Consider the following 23,080-nt stretch of genomic DNA (forward strand, 5'->3'; position numbering starts at 1 on the left):
CCCCACCCTAACCGAGCCGTCGAGCACGCAGCCAGACGTTGAGCCAGCCGATCGAACGCAGGTGCACCGAGCGCACGGGCACCGGGATGGCGTTGGCGAGGCGGAGTACGCGGCAGAACCGGTCGAACCGCGCCTGCTGCCCGTCCGTCCACTTGAGACCAAGGCGGGCGCGCAACGCGGGCGGGAGCGTGCCGCCGATCATGAAGAGCTGGAACCGGTGCTGCGCCCGGCGCATCCGTGTCCACAGTGGATCAGGCAGTCGCCGCCACGGGTTCGGCACCTCGGCGATGGTTTCCAGCAGCGTGTCGATCGCCGGGTTCTGGGCGAAACTGTCGACCATCTCGGCGTAGTACCGTTCGAACGCGGGCCAGTCCGGCGGCAGGTCACGCTCGCGCAAGCCGAGGATCCGGCCGATGTCGCACATTTGCGCGTAGTACTCGGCCAGCTCCGAAGGCGGGATCTCACGGCCGAAGAACCGTTGCGTGTCAACGGGAAGCATCACCAGCGTGGAGTGCACCCAGGCGTAGGCAGCGGGGTTCAGCGCGCTGTAGCGCCGTCCGGTGAAGTCCACGCCGGTGAACGGCCGGTGCAGCTCTCGCAGTCGTTTCGCCTCGTACAGCGCCCCACGACGACCGCCGTACACGCAGATCGACAACGAGCCCGCTGTCCGCATGAGCCGCGTCCACGGGTCTTCGCGGTACTCCGAGTGGTCCTGCACGCCCGCGCCCACCACCGGGTGCGCGACCTGCAACAACAGCACCTGCCCGGCGAGCAGTGAACCGCGGAAGTCGCCGAAGTACTTCCACGCCGCGGTCCCGCGCAACACCGGCGGCGCGTGGACGAGCGGGACCATGGAACCCAGCCTAACCGCCGGAACCGTGGATCAACATGGTCAGCGCGGTCGACGCGGACGGCGCTTCCCCGGTGGCCAGGCGCCGCAACTGGAGTCCGGCGATCAGCGCCACCACCGGACCGGCCAGCTGCCGCGGCTCGGGCACGCCGAGCGCGGCGAGGATGGTCGTGGCCAGCTCGTCGTACGCCGCGAAACACCGCTGTGTGGCGTCCCGCAGTCCCAGGTCGCGGCCCGCCTGCAGGTACAGCTCCAGCGGCGCGATGTCGTCGGTGGTGAAGGTCATCCCCGCCAGCACCTGTTCGACGGCCAGCGCCGCCTGCTCGACCGAAATGCCGTCGGTGCGCTGGGTTTCGGCGAGTTCGGTGAGCTTCTTGGTCTCCTCTTCGGCGAAGAGCAGCATGGCTTGGCGCAGCAGTTCGGTCTGGCTCGGGAAGTGGTAGGTCAACGAGCCGAGCGACACCCCGGCCTCGGCGACGATCCGGCGGTTGGTCAGCCCGGCGACGCCCTGCTCCCCGATCACCCGCAGCGCGGCACGCAGGATCGCTTCACGCGCGCTCATCCCGGCGGACGCCGATCCTGCCAGCGCTCCACCGATTCCAGTTGCGCCGCCACCGAGATCAGCAGCTCCTCCGATTCGCCGGGACCCAGCAGCTGGGCACCGAGCGGCAGTCCGTTCGCGGTCAGCCCGGCGGGCACGTTCACCCCGGGCCAGCCCAGGACGTTCCACGGCCACGCGTACGGGCAGGCCGCGATCATCGCCTGGTCGGTGGCCCAGGGGGAAAGGCCGTCGAAGCTGCCGATCCGGGGTGGCGGGGTGGCCGTCGTCGGTGTCAGCAACACGTCGACCTTGCGGAACACCGCGCCGATCTGCAGGCGCAGCAACGGTTCCGTGGCCTTCGCCAGCCGCAGCGCCGGACCGGCCAGCACGCCGCCGTGACGCGCGTTGGACTTGGTGCGCGGGTCCAGCAGGGCGTCGTCCGGCACCCGGCGGCACCAGTCACGCACGCCGGTGAGCGAGCGCGGCAGGAAGTTGAGGCCCACCATGCCGTAGTTCGGCTCGATTTCGACGATCTCGTGACCCAGCCCGGCCAGCGACTCCGCCAGCCGCTCCACCGCCCGGCGCACCTCGGGGTCGAGCCGGGTGCGGGTGGCGGTGAAGGCGATCCGGGTGGACAGGCCGATCCGCAGCCTGCCGGGGTCACGATCCGCGGCCGCGCGGAACATGCGCGTGGTGCCGGTCGCCGCGTCGAGCAGGGCGGCCGCGTCGGCGACCGTCCTGGCCAGCGGGCCGAGCACGGTCAGCCCGTGGAACAACTCGGGGTCGGGCGCGGTCGGCACGCGGCCGCGGTGGGGCTTGATGCCGACCAGGTTGGTCCACGCCGACGGGATGCGGATCGAGCCGGCGCCGTCCGAGCCGAGCGCGCCCGGCACCAGACCGGCGGCCACCGCGGCGGCCGACCCGCCGGACGAGCCGCCCGGTGTGTGGTCGAGCTGCCACGGGTTGCGCGTGGCGCCGAACTCCGGGCCTTCGGTGAACGGCCACTGGCCCAGTTCCGGGGTGTTCGTCTTGCCGACGATCACCGCGCCGGCGTCGCGGAGGTTGCGGACCACGGCGGAATCGGCGCGGGCGGGCGGGAAGTCGCCGCAGCAGCCGAACGCGGTGGGCAGGCCGGTGATGTCGACGTCGTCCTTGATCGCCAGCGGCACCCCGAGCAGCGGTGCGCGCTTGCCCGCGGCGAGCAGTTCGTCGGCACGGGCCGCGTCCGCGAGCGCGTCCTCCGCGCGCAGGCGCCGGAACGCGTTGAGCTTCGGCTGGGCGTTTTCGATGCGTGCGAGCGCGGCTTCGGTCAGCTGGACCGAGCTCACCTCGCCGTCGGCCAGGCGACCGGCCAGCTCGAGAAGACCGGGGAACGTGACGGTGCTGGTCATCGCGACCTCCTGCTCGTTCGTTCGAACGAACGATACCAGCGCTCTGGCATCCTGGCAGCCATGAAGCTCGATCGGTTCCCCCGCGTCCGCCTCGGCACCTGGCCGACCCCACTGGAGGAGGCGCCCCGGCTGAGCGACGCGCTCGGCACCACCGTGCTGCTCAAACGCGACGACGTGAACGGGCTCGGCGTGGGAGGGAACAAGCTGCGCAAGCTGGAGTTCCTGCTCGGGCGGGCGCTCGCCGACGGCGCCGACACGGTGCTCACCTTCGGCGCGCTGCAGACCAACCACGGGCGCCAGACCGCCGCCGCGTGCGCGAAGCTCGGGCTGCGCTGCGAGCTGGTGCTGACCGCGAAGGTGCCGCGCGACGGGGAAGCGTACGAACGTTCGGGCAACATCATCCTCGACCACCTCTTCGGCGCGAACGTCCACCGCTGCGCCGACGAGGTGGAGACCGGGGCGACCTACGACCGGCTCGTCGCGGAAGCGGCGGCCGAGGGCCGGAAGGTGGCGACGCTGCCGGTCGGCGGCTCGGACGAGGTCGGCCTCCTGGGCTACGTCGCGGCCGCCGCGGAGATCCGCGAGCAACTCGACGGACGGCACGCGCGGATCCTGGTGCCGCAGGGCAGCGGGGGTACCGCGGCCGGGCTGGCGCTCGGCTGGGCCGGCCGGCTGGACATCGCGTGCGTGGGCCATTCCGCGGCGGAGTCCGGGGAAACCCTGAGCACGCTGGTCGACGCCGGCGCGCGGCACCTCGGTATCGAGCCGCCCGCGCTGGACCACGTGCGGATCACCGACCGCACCCTCGGCCCCGGCTACGGTGTGCCGACCGACGAGGTGTGGGAAGCGCTGCGCCTGTTCGGCCGGACCGAGGGCGTGGTGCTGGATCCGGTCTACACCGGGAAAACCGCGGCGGCGCTGCTCGCCGAACCGCGGCCGGAAGAGGGTCCCGTGGTGTTCTGGCACACCGGTGGACTACCCGGTGTTTTCGGCTACGGCCCGGAAGCCCTCACCGCGGTCAGCTGATCGTTTTCGCCGAACGGGAAGCGGCGAGCGTCAACGCGCCGAGCAACGCGAATCCGGTGCCGAAGGTGATCCGCTGGGCGAAACCGACCGGCACCAGCGCGTTGATCCACTCCAGCGGCGGGATGTCCCGGGTGATGTAGCTGAGACCGAACAGGAACAGCCCACCGGCGTAGACCACGCAGATCCGGTTGAGCAGAATCCGGGACTGGTCGAGTTCCACGCGTTCCCGCAAGGACATTCCGATACCGGGGAGGCACAGGAACGCGATCAGGCTCGCGTATTGGTGCACCACGCCGGAAGCGACGTCGCCGCCGGAATCCAGGGTGGCCGGGAAGAAGGCGGCGAGGGTGAGCCCGAGCGCGGTGGCGCCGAACAGGATGTGCGTGGTCAGGCCCAGTCGCATCCCGGTGGCGCGCAGGGCACCGAGCACGGCGACCGCCCCGACCGCGAGGGAAAGCAGTGAGGCTTCCAGCATTCCGCCCCCGCGCTCCGAATGCGCGTAACTGCTCAGCGTGTCCGTCACCGGATTCCGGCCGCTGACGCTGTGCAGAATGATCAGGGTGAACAACGCCCACCCGATCGCCGCGCCCGCGATGACCACCCAGCGCCGCGTTCTGGCGGCGGTGATCGCGTCGGTCGCGGCGATTTTTCTCGCCCCTGGATTCCCCATGCGGGAATGGTCCCGCTTCCCGGCGCCGGTGAGATCCGGGTAAAGCCCTGATATCCCCCGAAATCGATCAGTGACTCAGCGAAACTCGAGCACGACCAAAGCTTGGTCGTCGTGGCGTTTCGGACGCGGCCAGCGGACGCCGTGCGGGTCAGCCTCTTCCGCCTCCCGGACGGCTTTGAGCACCGCGTGCGGGCCGTGTTCGCGCGCCAGCGAACGCACCTGTGGCCAGTCGAACAGGTGGTAGTCGTCCACGCCGGTGGACACGCCGTCGGTGGCCATCAGCACGGTGTCCACCACCGCCAGCGGCCAGCTCGCGGTGACCGCCCGGCCCGCGGCGGCCGGATCGGCTTCGGCGACCCAGAACCCGCCCTCGGCGTTGCGGCGCAACCGGACGTCCCGGCCGGTCTGGAGTTCGCCGTTGCCGCGCAGGGAAGCGATCCGGTCGTCGGCGAGCAACTGCGGGCCGCTCCTGGCGAACACCACGATGGGGCTGTCCGCGAGCACCAGGCCGTCGAGCCGGTCGGCGGTCCAGCGCACCATGGCCACCGTGCTCGACGGGGAAGCGCCGGGGCGCAGCCCGTTTTCCTCGGCCACCGAAGCGATCGACGCGGCGAGCACGGCGGCGAGATCGGCTTCGGGGGCGGCACGCAGGCCGTCCGCGAGCCGGGCTGACAGCAGTCCGGCGTACCAGCCGCCGCTGGGCAGTTCGGGACTCGGCGCGGTGGCGCCGTCCAGCAGGACCACGGCGTTGTCCAGTACCACCACGTAGTCCTCGGTCGGGCGGGCAACCCCGTCCGCCCCGACGCCGTCCTGTTCGGCGACCTCGATCGCGGGCATGCGCCCGACCCTAGCCTGTCGTCAACGGAAGTTGACAGCCCGGCGATGTCAACCTACATTGACACCATGACGGAAGCGACGGATCTGGCCGAGCGGGCGGGCGACCGCGATCCCCGGGTGGGATTGCGGGCCGTCGCCGCGCTCCGCCGGTTGCTGGAACAACTCGAAGCGGTGCAGGTGCGCAGTGCGCGGGTGCACGGCTGGTCGTGGCAGGAGATCGCCGGCGAGCTGGGCGTGACCCGCCAGGCCGTGCACAAGAAGTACGGGAGGAGCTGACATGTTCGAGCGATTCACCGCCGACGCGCGGGCCACGGTGGTCAGCGCGCAGGAAGCGGCGCGCGAGGCCGGGGCCGGGGAGGTCGGGGCCGAGCACCTGCTGATCGCCCTGCGGGACAGCGCCGGAGGCCCGGCGAGGGAACTGCTCGACGCGCGACTGCCCGACCAGGCCGGGTTGATCGCGCAGTTCGAGGAGATCCGCCGCCGCGGCGGACTCAGCGACGCCGACACCGAAGCACTGGAACAACTGGGCATCGACGTGTTCAAGATCGTCGACGCGGTCGAACGGTCACACGGGGAGTTCGCGCTGGCGGGCCGCGGTTCGCGCCGTCGCGGGCGGTTCGGGCACGTGCCGTTCAGCAAGTCCGCCAAGTCCGCCTTGGAGCGCAGCCTGCGCGAGGCGCTGGAGATCGGCGACCGGTACATCGGCGTGGAGCACCTGCTGCTCGCGCTCACTGTGGAGCCGGGCCCCGCCGCTGACCAGCTCGTCGCGTATGGCGTCGACCACGCGACCGTCCGGATGGCGCTCTCACACCGCCGTACCGCGTGAGTCCTTCGAGCGCGGCCGCCAGGCCACGTACCCGAGCATCCACTGGGTGAGCGGGCCGATCGACACCGCGTAGAGCACGGTGCCGAGGCCGACGGTGCCGCCGAGCAGCCAGCCACCGGCCAGCACGGTCACCTCGATCAGCGTCCGCACCACCCGGACCGACCAGCCGGTACGGGTGGCCAGTCCGGTCATCAGCCCGTCGCGCGGGCCGGGGCCGAGGCGGGCGCCGACGTAGGTGGCGGTGGCCAGCGCGTTCAGCACCACGCCGCCGACCAGCAGCACCACCTGCCAGAACAGGGTGTGCTGATCGGGCAGCACCAGCCGGACCAGGTCCACGGTGACCGAGATGATCAGCACGTTGAGCACGGTGCCGATGCCGGGCCGCTGGCGCAGCGGGATCCACAGCAGCAGCACGAGCAGCGAAGCCAGCGCGGTGACCACCCCGAAGGACAGGCCGATCTGCTTCATCACGCCCTCGTGCAGCACGTCCCACGGGTCCAGGCCGAGCCCGGCTCGAGTCAGCATCGCCATGCTCGCGCCGTAGAGCGCGAGCCCGCCGATCAGCTGCGGGAAGCGGCGCGCGGGGTCGACGGTCGCCTTGACGGGGTGTAGTTCCAACTGGGCCACATGTCCCACTATCGGAAAGATTGGCTCGTTTTACCATGACCAATTCGCAATAATTGGCCTTATGAACGAGGCGCTCCCACCTGGTGGACGGGTATCTGGCACGCGACTGGCCGCCATGCTGGGTGTCTGGCGGAAAAGTGGCTCGCGGCAGGGCGCGGGCGACCTCGCCGCCGCGATCGAACTGCAGGTCCACGACGGTCAGCTCCCGCTCGGCACCCGGCTGCCCGCCGAGCGCGAGCTGGCCGACGCGCTCGGCGCCAGCCGCACCATGGTCGGGGCCGCTCTGGACCGGTTGCGGGCGAACGGCGTCGTAGCCAGCCGCCGCGGCTCCGGCTCGTGGATCACCTCGCCGCGCAGGACCGGGCTCGAAGCGGAACCGCTGGGGCGTGGGCTGATCGACTTCGTCCGGGCCGCCCCGCCCGCGGTCGCCGGGCTCATGCCGGCCGTGGACGCCGCGCGCCAGCTGCTCGCCGTCGAACTGCCCGAACACGGCTACTTCGACCAGGGCCTGCCCCTGCTGCGCGAACGCATCGCGGCGCGGTTCACCGCCCGCGGCCTGCCGACCACCCCGGCCGAGGTGATGATCACCAACGGCGCCCATCACGCGTTCGTGCTGGCCCTGCGCATGCTCGCCGGGCCGGGAGACCGGGTGCTGGTCGAGCAGCCGACCTACCCGAACGCGCTGGAGGCGATCCGCGGGGTGCACGCCACCGCGGTGCCGGTCGCGCTCGGCGACCACGGCTGGGACCTCGACGGCATGGAGGCGGTGCTGCGCCAGGCGTCACCCCGGCTGGCGTACCTCGTCGTCGACTTCCAGAACCCGACCGGGCACCGGCTCGACGCGGCCGGGCGCGAGCGGCTCGGCACGTTGCTGACCCGGGCCCGCACCCCGGCGGTGATCGACGAAACCCTGGTGGAACTGGACCTCGAAGGCGATCCGCTCGACGGCCCGCCGCCACTGGGCCGGTTCGCGCCGGACTGGACGATCACCATCGGCTCGGCGTCCAAATCGCACTGGGGCGGGCTGCGGATCGGCTGGATGCGGGCGCCCGAGGAACTGCTCGGGCGGCTGCGGTCGGCCCGGTACGCCGTCGACCTCGGTTCGCCGGTGCTGGAACAACTGGTCTTCGCGGAACTGCTCGCCGACCCGCAGCCGCGAATGGCCGAGCGCCGCGCGGAACTGCGGGACCGGCGGGACGCGCTCGTCGGGGCGCTGCGGTGGTACTGCCCGGAGTGGGAGTTCCGCGTGCCCTCCGGCGGGCTTTCCCTGTGGTGCAAGCTGCCCGAGCCGATGAGCACCCGGCTCGCGGTCACCGCGGCGAACCACGGCCTGCAGATCGCGCCCGGCTCGCGGTTCGGCGTGCACGGCGGCCTGGAGCGGCGGCTGCGGCTGCCGTTCGCGCTGCCCGCCGAGCAGATCCACGACGCCGTGCGCCGGCTGAGCACCGCGGCGGCCGCGGTCCGCGGCTGCGACGGCTCCGGCCTGGACCTGCCGGTCGCCTGAAAAGCACTGCCGGCCTGGAAAAGCACAATGCGGCCGGTGCGCTGGAGGTGATCCGTCGCTTCCAGGGAGGTGAAACGGCGATGGAATCCAGCGCACCGGCCGCACGGCCGCTGCGGCTTCCCGGCACAGCCCCTCGACGTGCCGGGAAGCGCGCGGCCCTCAGGCGCGTACCGGGTGGTTGCCGCTGCTCGGCGCGGTGAGCAGCGACATCCGGTACGTGCCCTGTGCGGGCCCCGGCGTCACAGGGGCAGTGCGACGCCGGGGCCAGGTCCCGAAACGGCCGGGCGCGGTCGGCCGAACGGGAAGAAATGGGTGCATGGGACTACCCCGATCGAAGACACCGAATGGCGGTGTCGAGCGGACTCCGAATGGCGGAACACGGGAGAAGTTGATCTTGAACTGAACGCAGTTCTCCCCGCGGGACCGGCTCGGGTCAGTCGGGGGAAGTGGTCGGCAGGGCGGCTTCCCTGCCCGCACCGTCGGCCGCGTGATCGCGGCTGGTGCCGATCAGCCGGAGCTGGGTCGTGCTGTCCGAAGACGGCAGCACGCCGAGGTGGTTCCGGCCACCGTTGTTGTCCTGACCCGGGTGGGCGGACGCGGAGTGCCCCGCGGGGGGCGCGCATGGGGTGGACGGCGGCGTGCCGCCGCCGGGTGCACCGCCGCCACCGCCGGAACCGGCGCGGACCTTCGACCCCGGATCATCCGGAGCGGGCGCCGCCGGAGCGGGGGCGGAGTGGTGCTTGGTGGTCGCGGTGACCGTGGTGAGCTGGTGGACCGGCGTGATCCGGGCGGGCTCGGGTTCCTCGACCGCGGTCGCCGTCGTGCCGGTGCTCCCGGCGTCCGGCGTGATCACGGCGATCGTGCTGGTGGTGCCGCGCGCGTCGGCGGTGGCGGGCGGGGGCCAGGGGTCGAAGCCGTCGTCCAGCCCGGGTAGCGGGACCACGATCTCCGGGGCGGGGCAGTGGTCGACCGGCGCCAGGATGGGCGCGAGGACCGGCCGCAGCACCGCGTCGCCGACCGAGCCGACCGTGCTGGTGACCGCGTTGAGCACGCCGCCGACGGTGTTGACCAGGCCGCCGAGCAGGCCACCGCTGGGCTTGGCCGGGAGCTTGGGCGCGTCCTCTTCGACGGCGGCCGACGTGGTGGCGAGCAGCGTGCTGACCACCTCGGCGGGCTTCACCTTCGGCTTGGGCGTCTTTGCCTGCGTGGCTTCGGTGGCCTCGGACTCGGTGGTCTCCGGCTCTTCCTGGTGCTTGGCGGTGGTCACCGGGGCTTCGGCGGGCTTGGCGGACATGGCGACCGCCGTGGATTCCGCGGCCACGGCCGTGGTGCTCGTCTGACCGGTGCCACTGGAGGTTTCGGTGTCGTCGGCCCAGGCGGGCGAACTGAAGGCGAAGGCGAGCGCGGCGCCGGCGACGGTGAGGCCCGTGGTGAGCAGCAACCGGCGCGCGGCAGCACGGAGGCCGGAGCGCAGCTCCGGTTCCATCGTGCTGTGCACCGCCATCACCACCGTCCTGGACCGGGTGCCCGGAAGATCGTCGGTTCGCTGGGGGACGGGGGAAGCGATCGCTGCGACGGACCCCCGGGTTCGCCTTCTTTCTAGCATTCGAGTGGAGTGTTTCACTTCGATCGCGTTCGATCCACCCCGGAAGGCGGAACAGAGCACCTGCGCCCGGTGGCTCTCCGCGGGGTGTTGATCACGCACAGTGCCCATTCGTGATCGCCCGACAGCGCTGAGGACAACTACTCAACCCGCGCCCGGGAGGGCGAACGACGGATCCCCGCCGCCCGGCGTGTCGTCCCAGTCGCCGGCGGTCTTCGCCAGGCGGAAGGGGAGCACGGTGTCCGAAGTGGACTTGAGGCGGCTGGTGCCACGGGTGCTGACCGGCGAGCGCGGGGCGCTGGACCTGCTCGCGCGGGCCTGCGTGCGGCTGGCGCTGCGGGTCGCGCGGGCCCACCGGCTCGGTGACGCCGACGCGTGGGACGTCGGCCAGGACACCTGGATCGCGCTGGCCGCCCGCATCGGCACGCTCCGGGAACCGGCGCGGCTGCCCGGCTGGCTGGTCACCACCGCCCGCCGCCGCGCGCTGCGGGTGCTCGCCGGACGCCGTCGTGAAGTGCTCTGCGCCCGCGACCTGCCCGACCGCGCCGACGAGGCACCGACCCCGGAAGCCGTGGCGCTGAACACCGAGCGCAGGCGCACTTTCTGGCGCCTGGCCGGGGCCCTGCCGCGGCGGCACCGGCTGCTGCTGTGCCTGCTCGCCGACCACCCCGAGCTGACGCACACCCAGCTCGCGGCCGAACTCGGCATCGCCGTCGGCAGCGTCGGCCCGCTGCGGCGGCGGTGCTTCGACCGGATGCGCCGGTTGCTCGTGGCAGAAGGGCTATGTGGATAACTTGTGCAGTCGCTGGATCGCCTCGTCGAGCACCTCGTCGCGCTTACAGAAAGCGAACCTCAGCACGTGCTGCCACTCGTCCGGGTGGTCTGTGAAGACCTTGACCGGAACGGCGGCCACGCCGACCCGCTCCGGCAGCTGCCAGGCCAGCTCGGCGGCGTCGGTGAAGCCGAGCGGACGGACGTCGGCGCAGATGAAGTAGGTGCCCGCGCTCGGCCGCACGGCGAACCCGGCCTCGGCCAGCCCGGCGGCCAGCCGGTCGCGCTTGCCGGACAGCGAGGTGCGCAACCGCTCGACCCAGTCCAGCTCGTGCTCCAGCGCGTAGGCCACCGCGGGCTGCAGCGGCCCACCGGAGACGAAGGTCATGAACTGCTTGGCCGCCTTCACCGCGGCGACCAGCTCCGGCGTCGAGCAGACCCAGCCGATCTTCCAGCCGGTGCAGTTGAACGTCTTCCCGGCGCTGGAGATGCCGACCGTGCGCTCGCGCATGCCGGGGAACGTGGCCAGCGGCAGGTGCTCGGCGTCGTCGAAGACCAGGTGCTCGTAGACCTCGTCGGTGATGACCAGCAGGTCGTGTTCCACGCAGAGCCCGGCGAGGGCGGTCAGCTCGGCGCGGGTGAACACCGTGCCGGTCGGGTTGTGCGGGGAGTTGACCAGGATCGCGCGGGTCTTCGGGGTGATCGCGGCACGCACGGCGTCGGTGTCCAGCGCGAACCGGCCGTCCCGCTCGACCAGCGACACCACGCGCCGGGTGGCCCCGGCCAGCGCGACCGAGGCGGCGTAGGAGTCGTAGTACGGCTCGATCACGATCACCTCGTCGCCGGGTTCGGTGAGCGCGAGCAGGCTGGCGGCGATGGCCTCGGTGGCGCCCGCCGTGACGAGGATCTCGCCGTCGGGGTCGTACTCGAGGCCGTAGCGGGCGCGGTGGGCGCTGATCGCCCGGCGCAGCTCCGGCCGTCCAGGGCCCGGCGGGTACTGGTTCGCGCCGCCGAACAGGGCGTCCTTGGCCGCGTCGAGCATGGCGGCGGGGCCGTCGGTGTCGGGGAATCCCTGGCCGAGGTTGACCGCGCCGGTGGACACCGCCAGCGCGGTCATCTCGGCGAAGATGGTCGAAGTGAACGGCTGCAGGCGTGGGACTAGAGCTGGTTCGCGCACGAGGGTGAATCTTCACGGAGAATGGCGGTGTGGAGCAACTGACGACACCCGCCGACCCACCGGGCGGACTGGCCGGCGAGGAGGCCAAGCGCGCCGGGCTGCGGAAGATGAAGCTGGTCGCGCTGTCCTTCCTGCTCGGCGCGTTCGTGATCTTCCTGCTGGCCAGCTGGGCGCAGTCGCAGGGGTGGCCCGCCTGGGTGGGGTACGTCCGCGCGGCCGCCGAGGCGGGCATGGTCGGTGCGCTGGCGGACTGGTTCGCGGTCACCGCGCTGTTCCGCCACCCGCTGGGGATCAAGATCCCGCACACCGCGATCATCCCGAACAAGAAGGACGCGCTGGGCAAGAGCCTCGGTGAGTTCGTCGGCAGCAACTTCCTGTCCGAGGCGGTGATCCGGGACAAGCTCCGCCGCGTCGGCATCTCCGCGCGGCTCGGGGGCTGGCTGGCGCAGCCGGAGAACGCCGAGCGCGTGACGTCCGAAGTGGCGACCGTGCTGCGCGGCGCGGTGACGGTGCTGCGGGACGACGACGTGCAGGCGGTGGTCGAGCAGGCCGTCGCGCGGCGGCTGCTGGACCGGCCGTGGGGGCCGCCGCTGGGCAGGCTGCTGGCGTCGGTGTTCGCGGACGGGGCGCACCACAAGCTGGTCGACCTGCTGTGCGACCGCGGGTACGAATGGGTGCGGGACAACCACACCTCGATGCTGCGGGTGGTTTCGGACCGGGCGCCGAGCTGGTCGCCGAAGTTCGTCGACGAAATGCTGGCGGACAAGGTCTACGGCGAGGTGCTGTCGTTCGCGTGGGCGATCAAGACCGACGTGAACCACCCGATGCGCCTGGCGCTGGACAAGTTCCTGGTGGAGTTCGCGCAGGACCTGCAGACCGACCCGAAGACGATGGAGCGGGCGGAGCAGGTCAAGCAGCAGGTGATCGAGCACCAGGAGGTGCAGAAGCTCATCGGCTCGGCGTGGGCGACCGCGAAGGGCATGCTGCTGACCGCCGCCGAGGACCCGTCGAGCGAACTGCGCAAACGCGTGCGCGACGGCCTCCTGACCCTGGGCGACAAGCTCGTGTCGGACGATGCCCTGCGCACGAAGGTCGACGGCTGGGTCGAAGGAGCCGCGGCTTACGTGGTGCTGAACTACTCGAACGAAATCACCACGATCATCACGGACACGGTCGAACGTTGGGATGCCGCCGAGACGGCGCAGAAGATCGAGCTGCAGGTGGGACGGGACCTCCAGTTCATCCGCATCAACGGCACCGTCGTCGGCGCCCTGGCCGGCCTGCTCATCTACACCCTCGCCCAACTCCTCTTCTGACCGCTCCATGTCACGAATGTGGCTTTCGAGACGTTCCACGCCCCGAAAGCCACATTCGTGACACCCCGCTACGCTCACGCACCCGAACCCCACGCTCGCGCAGCCGAGTTCCCCACTCAGGCAGCCGAGTTCCCCACTCAGGCAGCCGAGTCCTACGTTCAAGCAGCTGAACCTCACGTTCACGCAGCCGAACTGCACGTTCAGGCAGTCGAGTCCTGCGTTCAGGTAGCCGAGTTCCACGTTCGGGCAGACGAACTGCACGTTCCCGTAGCCGAGTTCTGCGTTCGGCCTGCCGGATGGCGTCAGCGCGGAGGTGGGGCTGCCCGCTCGGGCACGGGACTGATCGCCGCGTGTGCGGAAGGCGGCCGCTGAAGCGGGGAATTCGGCTGCGGGGTTGGAGGACTCGAGTGCCTGAACGTGGAGTTTGGCCGCTCGAGTGTGGGTTCAGGCTCGCGAGTGTGGGGTTCGGCTGCGTCAACGTGCGGCTCGGCTGCCTGAGTGTGGGAGTCGGCTACCCGAGCGTGGGGCTCGGGTGCCTGAGTGTGGGACTCGGCTGTCTGAACGTGCAGTTCGGCTACGGGAATGTGGGGTTCGGCTGCGCGAGCGTGGGGTTCGGGTGCGTGAGCGTGGGTTCGGGTGCCTGAACGTGGGGTTCGGGTGCCTGGGGGTGGGTGGGCGGGGGAGTTATCCACAGGGTGGGGAGTTATCCCCCGGGTTGTCCACAGGTGTGGGGGGTGTGGTAGTGCGTTGCCGCCAGGCTCGGGCTTTTTCCCGGTTGCCGCACGAGCTCATCGAGCACCACGAGCGTGAGCGGTTCCGCGAGCGGTCGTAGAAGGCCCATCGGCAGTCGTCCGCGGGGCAGATTTTGAGGCGGCCGAAGTCCCCCAGCAGGGAGAGGCGAGCGGCGGCCGTCAGGATCGCGCCGACGGCGGTGTCCGCGACGAGGGCCGGGCCATCGGCGCGAACCTCGATACGTACGGGCTCCGACAGGGGAGCCGCCGAAGCCATCGGGTCACCGACCAGCGAGCGCAGCGAAGAGCGAGCCGTGCGCGCTTCCCTGACCGTGCCCGCCCGAAGCGAGCGCGCGGAAGCCCAGGCACGCCAGGAATCGGCGGTCTCCAGCTCGTCGGTGCCGTCGTCCACGTCCAGGGTGTTCAGGAAGTCGAGCACCAGCGTGACGTCGGCTTCCAGGGTGCTGCGCACGCCGCCCAGTGTAGGTTGTGACGCGCCCCACTAACCGTCATACTCGCTACGACGGTTACCCCGACAGGGAGGATCCCACGATGGCCACCGCGGTACCCGCATTCGGCTCCGTCGTGCTCGACTGCGCCGACGCGCCCGAGCTCGCGGCGTTCTACGCCCGGCTGCTCGACTGGCCCGACCCCGAGGGCGACGAGGGCTGGATGACCCTGCGCAATCCCGACGGCGGCCCCAAGATCGAGTTCCAGAGCGTCGCCGAGTTCCGCGCGCCCGAGTGGCCGTCGCCGAAGAAGCCGCAGCAGTTCCACCTCGACCTGACCGTCACCGACATGGAAGCCGCCCACGAGCGCGCGGTGCGCATCGGCGCTCGCCTGCTCGACGACACCAGCTACCACGACGGCAGCGGCTTCCGCGTCTTCGCCGACCCGGCCGGCCACCCCTTCTGCCTCTGCGCGTGCTGAAGCTCACCCATGCGCGCCCGGTTATGCGTAGGCTGGGCCACGTGATTTGTCCGAAGTGCCAGAACCAGATGAGGACGCTGAACAAGAACGGCGTCCACCTCGAACAGTGCGACGGCTGCCGCGGCATCTTTCTCGACCGCGGTGAGCTCGAGCAGATCGTCGCGGCCGAGGGTTCCTACTACGGCGGCGGCGCTCCGGCGCCCTACCCGGGTGGGCACGCGCCGCGCTACGGCGACTCGCCGAAGCCGTTCCGGGGCGGGCACGGGGATTCCCCCAAGCCGTTCCGCGGCGGCCACGGGGACTCGCCGCGGCCGTACGGCGGCCACGGCGGTGGTCGCGGTTACTCGGACTCGCCCCGCGCGCACCGCGGCGGGCACGGCTACGGCGACTCGCCGCGTGCCTACGGCGGGCACGGTCACCGCCGCAAGGGCTTCCTCGAGAACCTTTTCGACTGAGACCTAGTAGTGCTCGACCTGAAGATCTGCCCGGGGTGCGGTGACCGGGGCGACCACCCGGTCACCGGCACCACCCAGCTCCGGTGCGACCGCTGCGGCCACCGCTGGACCTTCCGGCGGTTGCCGCTGTTCGCGCTCACCGGTCCCAGCGGGGCAGGCAAGTCCACGGTGGGCCCCCGCCTGGCCGCCCGGCTCTCCGGCCGGGTCGTCGCGCTGGAGCAGGACGTGCTCTGGACCGGGGTGCTCCGGGAGAACTCGCCGGACGGCTACGGCCACGGCGCCTTCCGCGCCACCTGGCTGCGGATGGCCGCGATGATCCACCAGAGCGCCCGCCCGGTGGTGCTCTGCGGCACGGTCGCGCCGCCCGAGTTCGAGCCGCTGCCCGAACGCGCCTACTTCGACGGCATCCACTACCTCGCGTTCGTCGCCGAGCCCGAAGCGCTGGCCGAGCGGCTGCGTGCCCGGCCGGCCTGGCGCGAGTGGGACGAGCCGCGGATCGCGGAAATGCTGGAGTTCAACGAGTGGCTCCGCGACTCGGCGGCCACTCTCGACCCGCCGGTGGAGTTGTTCGACACCACCAACGCGACCATTGACGAGGCCGTCGATTACGCCTGCACCTGGGTGGAGAAGCGCCTACCCGCCTAACCGCCAGCGGTGCGGGCTGCCCGGTTCGTCCAGCCAGAACTCCTGCCGGTCCCCGTCGACGGTCACGCCGAAGCGCGAACGGCCGGGTTTGCCGAGCTTGCGCCAGCGGACGCGTGCCTGCTCGGCGAGGTCCCAGAGGAATCGCGGACCGCCCTGCGCTACGGAATACCGCCCGTTCCGTTCCGCGTGCCGCACCCAGGAACCGTCGGGGTGCAGCAGGTAGACCACGCCGTCGTCGCCCGGGTACGCGGGCAGCACGCCCTCCAGCTCCAGGCTGGCGAAGAACTCCAGCGGACTCGACGGGCTCAGCACCGCGGAGGCGGGCAGCGAGGTCCGGCGCGAGTGCCCGGCCTCGGTGTCGCGCACCTCGGCCAGCAGGTCACCGGGGTCGGCGTGCCGGTGGGCCCGCAACGGCATGAACCGCCCGTCCTGCGACAGCACGCGCCCGTGCGCGACCGTGCCCTCCTCAGCGACCAGGCGCACCAGGCCCGCGCCGATCGGCCGGTTCAGCGTGGTGACGAGCAGGCCGCCCGGCCGCGTCTGCTCGACCCAGGCCGGTGGGATGCCGGACACCGCGCAGGTGCACAGCACGCGGTCGAACGGCGCGCTGCCGGGGAGGCCGCGGGCGCCGTCGCCGGTGACGCTCTCCGGTTCGTACCCCGCCTCGGCGAGCGCGGCGCCCGCGGTGCGCACCAGCGCCCCATCGATGTCCACAGTGGACACGTTCGTGGCGCCGACGCGGTGGCACAGCAGGGCGGTGTTGTACCCGGTGCCGGTGCCGATCTCCAGCACCCGCGCGCGCTCCCCGGTCCGCAGCGCCTCCAGCATGATCGCCATGATGGTGGGCATGCTGGAGGAACAGGTCGGCGTCCCGGTCACCACGTCCCCCGCGCGGGCCCGGTCCCACGCCGACTCGTCCCCGTCGAGCTGGGTGACCAGCACCTGGTCGGTGTAGACCTGGTCGAGCCAGCCGTCGTCGCCGCGGGCCACCGCGCGCCAGCCGCCGCCGACCGGCACGAAGAACCGCGACAGGAAGGTCTCTCGCGGCACGGCTTCGAACGCGGCGAGCCAGGCGGCTTCGGTCAGCACGCCGGACCGCCGCAGCCGGGCGGTCAGCGCTCGACGCCGGTCCAGTGCCATCGGTCCAGGTTAACGCGGTGAGGTACACCTCACCCGATGGTTGCAAGCAGAGTGCTTGCAGGAGCTAGCACTGCCGCGTACCGTCGGTGGTGTCGAGAGGAGAGAGGGTTCCGCGGATGACCGATCAGGGCGAGCAGCACAGCAAGCCGATGGACAAGGTCGCCGACATCGCCTCCGACATCGGTGAGTACATCCGCCAGCAGCGCAACAGCGCGAAGATCTCGTTGCGCCAGCTGTCGAAGCTCGCCGGGGTGTCCAACCCGTACTTGAGCCAGATCGAGCGCGGGGTGCGCAAGCCGAGCGCGGAGATCCTGCAGCAGATCGCCAAGGGCCTGCGCATCTCCGCCGAGGCGCTGTACGTGCAGGCCGGGATCCTCGACCTGCCGAAGGGCGGGCCGGTCGGCGACGCGATTCGCGCCGACCCCGAGCTCACCGAACGGCAGAAGCAAGTCCTGCTCGACGTGTACGAGTCGTTCCGCCGTGAAAACCACGTGGCGGAGGCGACCGCGAAGCCACCAGCCGAGCGCCCGGTGGGCGCCACTGGCGAAGACAGCCACAAGGAGTGAGAACCGGATGAGCACCCCCACCAACCAGCGCACCGACGAAGCCCGCAAGAACCTCAACGCCGCACTGGAGCAGGTGCGCACCCCGCTGCTGGCCGCGCTGGGCGCGGGCAACCTGGCCGCCGAGGCCGTGGCCGACGCGGTGAACAAGGCCAAGGCCCGGGTGACCGAGAGCAGCGAGACCGCGCGCAAGAACATCGAGGAACTGCCCTCCGACGTGGAGACCCTCCGTGAGCGGCTGGACCCGGCCGAGCTGCGCAAGGTGATCGACGAGTACACCGACGCCGCGCTGAAGCTGTACCACCGCCTCGCCGAGTCCGGTGAGCAGGCCTGGGACCGCTTCGCCGCGCAGCCGCAGGTCAAGAAGGCCATCGACCAGCTGGAAGACGCCGTGCACACCGCGCAGGAGCGCGTCGAGGGCGTCTCGGTCGAGACCCGCGAGCGCGTCGAGGACGTGCTGGGCAAGGTGACCCGCAAGACCCGTTCCGTGGGTGAGAAGACCGCGCGCCGCGTGGAGCGGGTCGCGGACGAGGCCGCCGAGAACGTCGAGGAGTTCGGCGACGACGTGGCGCACGAGGTCCGCAGCGCGAGCCGCAAGGCCGCCAACCGGACCGCGCCGAAGCCGGCCGCCACGACCACCCGCAAGACCACCACGACCAGCACCGCGAAGAAGACCAGCCCCAACACCAGCACCCCGAAGACCGACAAGTAGGTCTCCGGCCGCGCACCAGGCCCCGGCACCCCTCTGGAGTGCCGGGGCCTGAGCCGTTCGCCCGGTTTGCCGTACCCTGGCACCGTGCCGTTAATCGCATTGTGGATCGTCGACATCATCCACTGGCTCGGGGTGGTGGCTGGCGCGTTCGCCTTCCTGCACTCGCTGACCCAGCGGGCGGACGCCTACACCGCGGCGGACCGCAAGACCAAGCCGATCTGGATGGCCATCACCGGCGGCAGCACGGCGGCGATGGCGTTGTTCGGGTTCTACGGCCCCGGCATGATCTTCTGGCTGGCCGGACTGGTCGCCTCCCTGGTCTACATCGTGGACGTCCGCCCCAAGCTCATCGAGGTCCAGCGCGGCGGCCACAACTGGTGATTATGGCCGGCCCCTCGCCCACCACCACCCTCAACGGACGCGCTTCGCGCGGCTAGCCTGGGCCGGGTGACCACCTCCTGGACCATCGCCGGTTCCCTGTCCGTCGAACCGGCCGCACTGCGCACCGATCTGCTCGCCGAGCCCGTGGCCAAGGCACTGGCCGCGCTGGACCTCGAAGCCGGCGTCGCCGCCATCGATCCCGAGCTCGCCGACACCGCCGCCTTCTGCGAGGCCTACGGCTCCCCGCTCGCCGCGTCCGCCAACTGCGTGGTCGTCTCCGGCAAGCGCGCCGGTGAGGTCCGCTACGCCGCCGCGATGGTGCTCGCCACCACCCGCGCGGATGTGAACAACGTCATCAAACGCCGTCTCGACGTGCGCAAAGCCAGTTTCGCGCCGATGGCCGAAGCGGTCGAGCTGACCGGCATGGAGTACGGCGGCATCACCCCGGTCGGGCTGCCCGGCGGCTGGCCGATCCTGGTGGACCAGGCCGTGGCCGACGCCCCCGAGCTGGTGATCGGCAGCGGGATCCGCGGCAGCAAGCTGCTCGTCTCCGGCGCGCTGCTCGCGTCCCTGCCCGGCGCCGAGGTCATCGAGGGCTTGGGCAAGCCGGTCGCCTCGTGACGTCGGTCTGGCTGCGCTACCTCAACGCCGCCGACATCGATTCGCTCGGCGTGACCGGCGCGGACATCGTCGACGCGGTCGAAGACGTGCTGCACGACCACGGCGAGGACCGCGTGGTCTTCGAGCCGCGCACGCACCTCGTGCCGGACAACGGGGGCAAGGGCCACTTCAACGTGCTGCGCGGGCACCTGTCGTCGCAGCAGGTCAGCGGGGTGAAGGTGGTCGGCGACTTCGTCGGCAACTTCGAGCGCGGCCTGCCGAGCGAGATGGCGCTGATCCTGCTGCTCGACCCGGACACCGGCATGCCGCGTGCCATCGTCGACGGCACCATGATCACCGACGCGCGGACCGGCGCGATGACCGCGGTCGGGGCGAAGTACCTGGCGCGGAAGGACTCCCGTGTGCTCGGGCACATCGGCGCGCGCGGCACCGCCTGGTGGAACGTGGTACTGCTGGACTCGCTGTTCGACTTCGCCGAGATCCGGGTGACCAGCAAGCGGCCGGAGTCGCGGGAGGCGTTCGGCGAGCAGCTGAGCGAGCACCTCGGCAAGCCGGTGCGGGTGCTCGACAACGCCGCGGACACGCTGGACGGCGCCGACATCATGGTCGAGGCGTCCCGGCTGGTCGAGCCGGAACCGCTGGTGCGCAAGGAGTTCCTGCGCCCGGGCAGCTTCCTGGTGCCGTACGGGACGATCAGCGCGCTGGAACTGGACCTGCTCGACGTGGTCGACAAGGTCGTGGTGGACAACTGGCGCGAGTCCCAGTCCGGCAACCCCGAGTTCGGTGCGCTGCGACCGCAGCTCAACGCCGGGATCCTGACCGAGGAACGCGTGCACGCCGAGATCGGTGACGTGGTCGCGGGCAAGCGACCCGGCCGTGAGAACGACGACGAGCGCGTCCTGTTCTGGCACCGTGGACTGTCCACAACGGACCTTTCGGTGGCGAACATGATCCTGCGCCGCGCCGAGGCGGCCGACGTCGGCACCATGCTCCCGTACCGATGATCTCGGCGCCGGAGGAGCTCGACGCCGCGGCGATTCTCGCGGTGGCGGAAGGAAAGCGGGTCGAACTGGCGCCCGAGCTGCTGGCGTCGGTGGCGGCGAACCGGGCGCTGGTGCTCGACGCGCTGACGGCCGCCGCGCGTCCGGTCTACGGCGTGAACACCGGCATGGGGCGCATGGTCGACGTGGTGCTGTCGGCCGAAGAACAAGCCACGCACCAGCGTCGGCTGCTGATCGGCCGGGCGGTCGGCGGGCCGCCGTGGTTGCCGGAACGGGACGTCCGCGCGGTGTTCGCGGTGCGGTTGCGCGGAATGCTGCTGCCGTCCACGGGTGCCAGTGCCGAAGCGGTATCGTTTCTGGTGGACCGCCTCGGTGACGGGTTCGTCCCGGCGGTTCCCGGTGACGGAATCGGTTGTGCTGGCGAAATCATCCCGTTGAGCCACGCGTTCCAGACGTTCCTCGGCATCGGCCGCATGCTCGACGGGCAGCCCGCCGCGGAGGCGCTCGAAGTTCGAGGCGTCGAGCCGTACGTGCCTGGGCCGAAGGAGGGGCTGACCTTCATCCAGGGTGCGCCGATCGCCACCGCGCACGCGATCCTCCGTGGTGCGGAAGCGAAGCAGGTGGTCGACCTGGTCGCGGCGGCCGAGTTCCCGGTCCGGCCGGGGACCGTGCAGCCGCCGGTTTCCGTGCGGGTGGGTGCGCGGGCGACCGCGCATGCCCGCCGCGTGCTGGCCGAGTTGGCCGACGAGGTCGAGCGCGCCTTCGCCGTCACCGACTCGCCCGCCTTCGTGGACGGCGGGTTCGTCTCCACCGACGCTTTCCACGCGGCCGACCTCGGGCTCCGGATGGACGCGGTGAGCGCGGCGCTCGCGCACCTCGGCGAGATCAGCGTCCAGCGGCTGCACCGCCTGCTCGACGAACGGTTCAGCGGGCTCAACCCGCAGCTGGCCGTGGTCCCAGGACCGCAGACCGGGCTCACTCCGCTGCACAAGCGAGCCGTCGGCGAGTTGCACGCTCTGCGACGGCTCGCCACTCCCGCCACGCTCGGCTCGATCGACACCTCCAATGGTCAGGAGGACGTGCAAGCGTTTGCGTGTGCTGCCGGAGAGCAGTTGCGGGAGGCGGTCGAGCGACTGCTGACGATCACCGTCTGTGAACACATCGGCCTGGCGCAGGCGGCCTTCCTGCGCGGTGAACCGAACGGACTGATCGAGCCGTTGACCGAGGACCGGCCGCTGGGACCGGAGATCGAGGAACTGGTCAGGAAATGGTCGCCTTGGCGCGACTGGGGAGCTCGTTCTTCCGCGTGATCCGCAGTCCGCGCGGCACGGTGAACCGCGTGAGCAGCGAGAACGCGCCTTCGCAGACCAGCGCGAGCACGATTACCGCGATGCCGCCGCCGAGGATTTCGCCGTAACCACCGGCGCCCTGGGCGAACCCGTCGACGATGTAGCGCCCGAGGCCGCCGCCGTCGTTCACGATCGCGCCGATCGCCACCGTGGCCACCAGCTGCAGGAACGCCACGCGGGCGCCGGCCAGCACCACCGGCAGCGACAACGGGAGTTCGATGCGCAGCATGATCTGGCCTTCGGTGTACCCGGTGCCGCGCGCGGCGTCCACCGGCGCCTGGTCGAGGCTGGTGACCCCGGCGTAGGTGTTGGTGAACAACGGCGGCAGCGCGAGCGCGACCAGCGCGATCAGCAGCGGCCAGAAGGTGGTGTCGACCTCCCACCGGCTGGCCAGGAACCAGAACAGGATGATCAGCCCGAAGCTCGGGATGGCGCGGCCGATGTTCACCGCGCTGGAGGCGAGGAACGCGGCCCGGCGGTAGTGCGCGAGCCAGAGCGCGAGCGGGATGGTCAGCAGCGCGGCGATGACCAGCGACAGCAGGGAAAAGCTCAGGTGCTCGACCGTGCGGTACGGGATGCCGGACGGATCGGTGAAGCTCCAGCGGCCCGGCTCCCCGAGCCAGGCGGCGAGCTGGTCGAAGACGTTCATCCGCGGGCCTTCCGCGTCCAGGGCGCGAGTGCGCGTTCGCTCAGCCACAGCAGCAGGTCGACCAGCACGGCGAGCAGGATGGACAGGCCGATGCCGACGATGATCGCGGTCGGGTTCGGCGTGGTGGTCTGGATGCCCTGGCGGATGAAGAAACCGAGGCCGCCCATGCCGAGCATGGAGGTCACGGTGACCAGGCCGATGGTGGTCACCGCGGCCACCCGCAGCCCCGCGATGACCACCGGCAGCGCGAGCGGCAGTTCCACCCGGAACAGCAGGTTGACCCTGGTGAAACCGAGGCCGATGGCGGCCTCGCGGACCTCGGTGGGCACCTGCTGCACGCCGGTGACGATGTTGCGCACCAGGATGAGCAGGGTGTAGGTGGCCAGCGGGATGACCGCGGTGGTGAACGACAGCCCGGTGAACGGGACGAGCAGCGCGAAGGCGCCGAGGCTGGGGATCACGTACAGCGCGCCCGCCGCGCTCAGCGTCACCGGGTAGAACCAGCGCCAGCGCAGGGAGAGCACGGCCAGCCCGACCGAGAGCACCAGCCCGATGCCGAGCGCGGTGGCGGTCAGCGAGACGTGCTCGGTGAAGCGGGTGACGATGTTGTCCGCGTTCCGCTCCACCCAGCGCCATTCGAACAGCGGCCGGTCGCTCTGAGCTGCGAAGAGTGTTCGCACCGCGTGAGCCTACCCCGGATGGAGGCAGTGTTCCCGGAAGTTGGGAACCGGTCCCGGTTGCGTCTCGACATGTGGATGAATGTC

At 71.2% G+C, this 23,080-nt stretch carries 27 protein-coding genes; 15 read left to right on the forward strand and 12 right to left on the reverse strand.

What is annotated here, in order from left to right; all coding sequences use genetic code 11:
* Window positions 1-7 precede the first annotated feature (7 nt).
* Genes JOM49_RS08535 through JOM49_RS08545 form a run of 3 tightly spaced genes read right to left on the reverse strand, consistent with a single transcriptional unit; the run spans window position 8 to window position 2,782 of the window.
* Complete coding sequence (locus JOM49_RS08535; protein WP_209663794.1) at window positions 8-853, reverse strand: oxygenase MpaB family protein; 846 nt, start codon at window positions 851-853, stop codon at window positions 8-10.
* Window positions 854-863: 10 nt separating this feature from the next.
* Window positions 864-1,412 (reverse strand): TetR/AcrR family transcriptional regulator, encoded by a 549-nt coding sequence (locus tag JOM49_RS08540; protein WP_209663795.1) that lies wholly within the window; start codon window positions 1,410-1,412, stop codon window positions 864-866.
* The gene (locus tag JOM49_RS08545) at window positions 1,409-2,782 is read right to left on the reverse strand and encodes an amidase (protein ID WP_209663796.1); all 1,374 of its coding nucleotides are present in this window, start codon (window positions 2,780-2,782) and stop codon (window positions 1,409-1,411) included. The genes JOM49_RS08540 and JOM49_RS08545 overlap by 4 nt, the downstream gene beginning before the upstream one ends.
* Window positions 2,783-2,842: 60 nt before the next feature.
* Here JOM49_RS08545 and JOM49_RS08550 point away from each other — a divergent pair, with 60 nt between their 5' ends.
* The gene (locus JOM49_RS08550) at window positions 2,843-3,808 is read left to right on the forward strand and encodes a D-cysteine desulfhydrase family protein (RefSeq protein ID WP_209663797.1); all 966 of its coding nucleotides are present in this window, start codon (window positions 2,843-2,845) and stop codon (window positions 3,806-3,808) included.
* Here JOM49_RS08550 and JOM49_RS08555 read toward each other — a convergent pair.
* Window positions 3,801-4,478 carry a DUF998 domain-containing protein gene (locus JOM49_RS08555; protein ID WP_209663798.1) on the reverse strand — a complete coding sequence of 226 codons (678 nt, stop codon included), beginning with the start codon at window positions 4,476-4,478 and terminating at the stop codon, window positions 3,801-3,803. The two genes, JOM49_RS08550 and JOM49_RS08555, sit on opposite strands and share 8 nt — an antisense overlap.
* 75 nt (window positions 4,479-4,553) lie before the next feature.
* Window positions 4,554-5,315: a hypothetical protein gene (locus tag JOM49_RS08560; RefSeq protein WP_209663799.1), complete on the reverse strand. Its 762-nt coding sequence runs from the start codon at window positions 5,313-5,315 to the stop codon at window positions 4,554-4,556.
* Window positions 5,316-5,381: 66 nt separating this feature from the next.
* Here JOM49_RS08560 and JOM49_RS08565 point away from each other — a divergent pair, with 66 nt between their 5' ends.
* On the forward strand, window positions 5,382-5,591 hold the full coding sequence (locus JOM49_RS08565; RefSeq protein ID WP_113695664.1) for an RNA polymerase sigma factor sigma-70 region 4 domain-containing protein: 210 nt from the start codon (window positions 5,382-5,384) through the stop codon (window positions 5,589-5,591).
* Window position 5,592: 1 nt separating this feature from the next.
* Window positions 5,593-6,141 (forward strand): Clp protease N-terminal domain-containing protein, encoded by a 549-nt coding sequence (locus tag JOM49_RS08570; protein ID WP_209663800.1) that lies wholly within the window; start codon window positions 5,593-5,595, stop codon window positions 6,139-6,141.
* Here JOM49_RS08570 and yczE read toward each other — a convergent pair.
* A complete protein-coding gene (yczE, locus tag JOM49_RS08575; RefSeq protein WP_209663801.1) occupies window positions 6,121-6,768 on the reverse strand; it encodes a membrane protein YczE in 648 nt (215 codons plus the stop codon). The genes JOM49_RS08570 and yczE overlap by 21 nt on opposite strands.
* Before the next feature lie 61 nt (window positions 6,769-6,829).
* On the opposite strand from yczE, the gene yczR reads away from it, so the two are divergent.
* Window positions 6,830-8,272, forward strand: coding sequence for a MocR-like transcription factor YczR (gene yczR, locus JOM49_RS08580; RefSeq protein WP_209663802.1), 1,443 nt, complete (start codon window positions 6,830-6,832; stop codon window positions 8,270-8,272).
* 433 nt (window positions 8,273-8,705) lie between these two features.
* Here yczR and JOM49_RS08585 read toward each other — a convergent pair whose 3' ends face one another.
* Window positions 8,706-9,776, reverse strand: coding sequence for a hypothetical protein (locus JOM49_RS08585; RefSeq protein WP_209663803.1), 1,071 nt, complete (start codon window positions 9,774-9,776; stop codon window positions 8,706-8,708).
* Window positions 9,777-10,113: 337 nt separating this feature from the next.
* Here JOM49_RS08585 and JOM49_RS08590 point away from each other — a divergent pair, with 337 nt between their 5' ends.
* Complete coding sequence (locus JOM49_RS08590; protein WP_209663804.1) at window positions 10,114-10,668, forward strand: RNA polymerase sigma factor; 555 nt, start codon at window positions 10,114-10,116, stop codon at window positions 10,666-10,668.
* Here JOM49_RS08590 and JOM49_RS08595 read toward each other — a convergent pair.
* The gene (locus tag JOM49_RS08595) at window positions 10,657-11,823 is read right to left on the reverse strand and encodes a pyridoxal phosphate-dependent aminotransferase (RefSeq protein ID WP_209663805.1); all 1,167 of its coding nucleotides are present in this window, start codon (window positions 11,821-11,823) and stop codon (window positions 10,657-10,659) included. The genes JOM49_RS08590 and JOM49_RS08595 overlap by 12 nt on opposite strands.
* Before the next feature lie 29 nt (window positions 11,824-11,852).
* On the opposite strand from JOM49_RS08595, the gene JOM49_RS08600 reads away from it, so the two are divergent.
* The gene (locus JOM49_RS08600; RefSeq protein ID WP_209663806.1) at window positions 11,853-13,139 is read left to right on the forward strand and encodes a DUF445 domain-containing protein; all 1,287 of its coding nucleotides are present in this window, start codon (window positions 11,853-11,855) and stop codon (window positions 13,137-13,139) included.
* A 684-nt stretch (window positions 13,140-13,823) separates the two neighbouring features.
* Here JOM49_RS08600 and JOM49_RS08605 read toward each other — a convergent pair.
* Window positions 13,824-14,330 (reverse strand): CGNR zinc finger domain-containing protein, encoded by a 507-nt coding sequence (locus JOM49_RS08605; protein WP_209670977.1) that lies wholly within the window; start codon window positions 14,328-14,330, stop codon window positions 13,824-13,826.
* A gap of 92 nt (window positions 14,331-14,422) precedes the next feature.
* On the opposite strand from JOM49_RS08605, the gene JOM49_RS08610 reads away from it, so the two are divergent.
* From JOM49_RS08610 to JOM49_RS08620, 3 genes are all read left to right on the forward strand, one after another.
* Window positions 14,423-14,800: a VOC family protein gene (locus tag JOM49_RS08610; RefSeq protein ID WP_209663807.1), complete on the forward strand. Its 378-nt coding sequence runs from the start codon at window positions 14,423-14,425 to the stop codon at window positions 14,798-14,800.
* 68 nt (window positions 14,801-14,868) lie between these two features.
* Window positions 14,869-15,255, forward strand: coding sequence for a TFIIB-type zinc ribbon-containing protein (locus tag JOM49_RS08615; protein WP_245369264.1), 387 nt, complete (start codon window positions 14,869-14,871; stop codon window positions 15,253-15,255).
* Between the two features lie 9 nt (window positions 15,256-15,264).
* The gene (locus JOM49_RS08620; protein ID WP_209663808.1) at window positions 15,265-15,900 is read left to right on the forward strand and encodes an AAA family ATPase; all 636 of its coding nucleotides are present in this window, start codon (window positions 15,265-15,267) and stop codon (window positions 15,898-15,900) included.
* Here the strand turns inward: JOM49_RS08620 and JOM49_RS08625 are convergent.
* On the reverse strand, window positions 15,889-17,040 hold the full coding sequence (locus JOM49_RS08625; protein ID WP_209663809.1) for a methyltransferase domain-containing protein: 1,152 nt from the start codon (window positions 17,038-17,040) through the stop codon (window positions 15,889-15,891). The genes JOM49_RS08620 and JOM49_RS08625 overlap by 12 nt on opposite strands.
* 149 nt (window positions 17,041-17,189) lie before the next feature.
* Here JOM49_RS08625 and JOM49_RS08630 point away from each other — a divergent pair, with 149 nt between their 5' ends.
* The 6 genes from JOM49_RS08630 to JOM49_RS08655 all read left to right on the forward strand — a co-directional run bounded on the left by JOM49_RS08630 (window position 17,190) and on the right by JOM49_RS08655 (window position 21,628).
* A complete protein-coding gene (locus JOM49_RS08630) occupies window positions 17,190-17,606 on the forward strand; it encodes a helix-turn-helix domain-containing protein (RefSeq protein WP_209670981.1) in 417 nt (138 codons plus the stop codon).
* Between the two features lie 7 nt (window positions 17,607-17,613).
* Entirely contained in the window at window positions 17,614-18,315 is a 702-nt protein-coding gene (locus JOM49_RS08635; RefSeq protein ID WP_209663810.1) for a hypothetical protein, read from the forward strand.
* Window positions 18,316-18,399: 84 nt separating this feature from the next.
* Window positions 18,400-18,696, forward strand: a complete 297-nt coding sequence (locus JOM49_RS08640) for a DUF2516 family protein (RefSeq protein ID WP_209663811.1) — start codon at window positions 18,400-18,402, stop codon at window positions 18,694-18,696.
* A gap of 66 nt (window positions 18,697-18,762) precedes the next feature.
* Window positions 18,763-19,317: a YbaK/EbsC family protein gene (locus JOM49_RS08645; RefSeq protein WP_372443983.1), complete on the forward strand. Its 555-nt coding sequence runs from the start codon at window positions 18,763-18,765 to the stop codon at window positions 19,315-19,317.
* A complete protein-coding gene (locus JOM49_RS08650) occupies window positions 19,314-20,321 on the forward strand; it encodes an ornithine cyclodeaminase family protein (RefSeq protein ID WP_209663812.1) in 1,008 nt (335 codons plus the stop codon). Before JOM49_RS08645 ends, JOM49_RS08650 begins: the two co-directional genes overlap by 4 nt.
* On the forward strand, window positions 20,318-21,628 hold the full coding sequence (locus JOM49_RS08655) for an aromatic amino acid lyase (RefSeq protein WP_209663813.1): 1,311 nt from the start codon (window positions 20,318-20,320) through the stop codon (window positions 21,626-21,628). The genes JOM49_RS08650 and JOM49_RS08655 overlap by 4 nt, the downstream gene beginning before the upstream one ends.
* Here JOM49_RS08655 and JOM49_RS08660 read toward each other — a convergent pair.
* Together JOM49_RS08660 and JOM49_RS08665 are read right to left on the reverse strand one after the other, a co-directional pair.
* A complete protein-coding gene (locus JOM49_RS08660; protein WP_209670988.1) occupies window positions 21,579-22,316 on the reverse strand; it encodes an ABC transporter permease in 738 nt (245 codons plus the stop codon). The two genes, JOM49_RS08655 and JOM49_RS08660, sit on opposite strands and share 50 nt — an antisense overlap.
* Window positions 22,313-22,996, reverse strand: coding sequence for an ABC transporter permease (locus JOM49_RS08665; RefSeq protein ID WP_308158691.1), 684 nt, complete (start codon window positions 22,994-22,996; stop codon window positions 22,313-22,315). Before JOM49_RS08665 ends, JOM49_RS08660 begins: the two co-directional genes overlap by 4 nt.
* Window positions 22,997-23,080: the final 84 nt, after the last annotated feature.

Origin of the sequence: Amycolatopsis magusensis (assembly GCF_017875555.1) — a bacterium.
In the GTDB taxonomy this organism is placed as follows: domain Bacteria; phylum Actinomycetota; class Actinomycetes; order Mycobacteriales; family Pseudonocardiaceae; genus Amycolatopsis; species Amycolatopsis magusensis.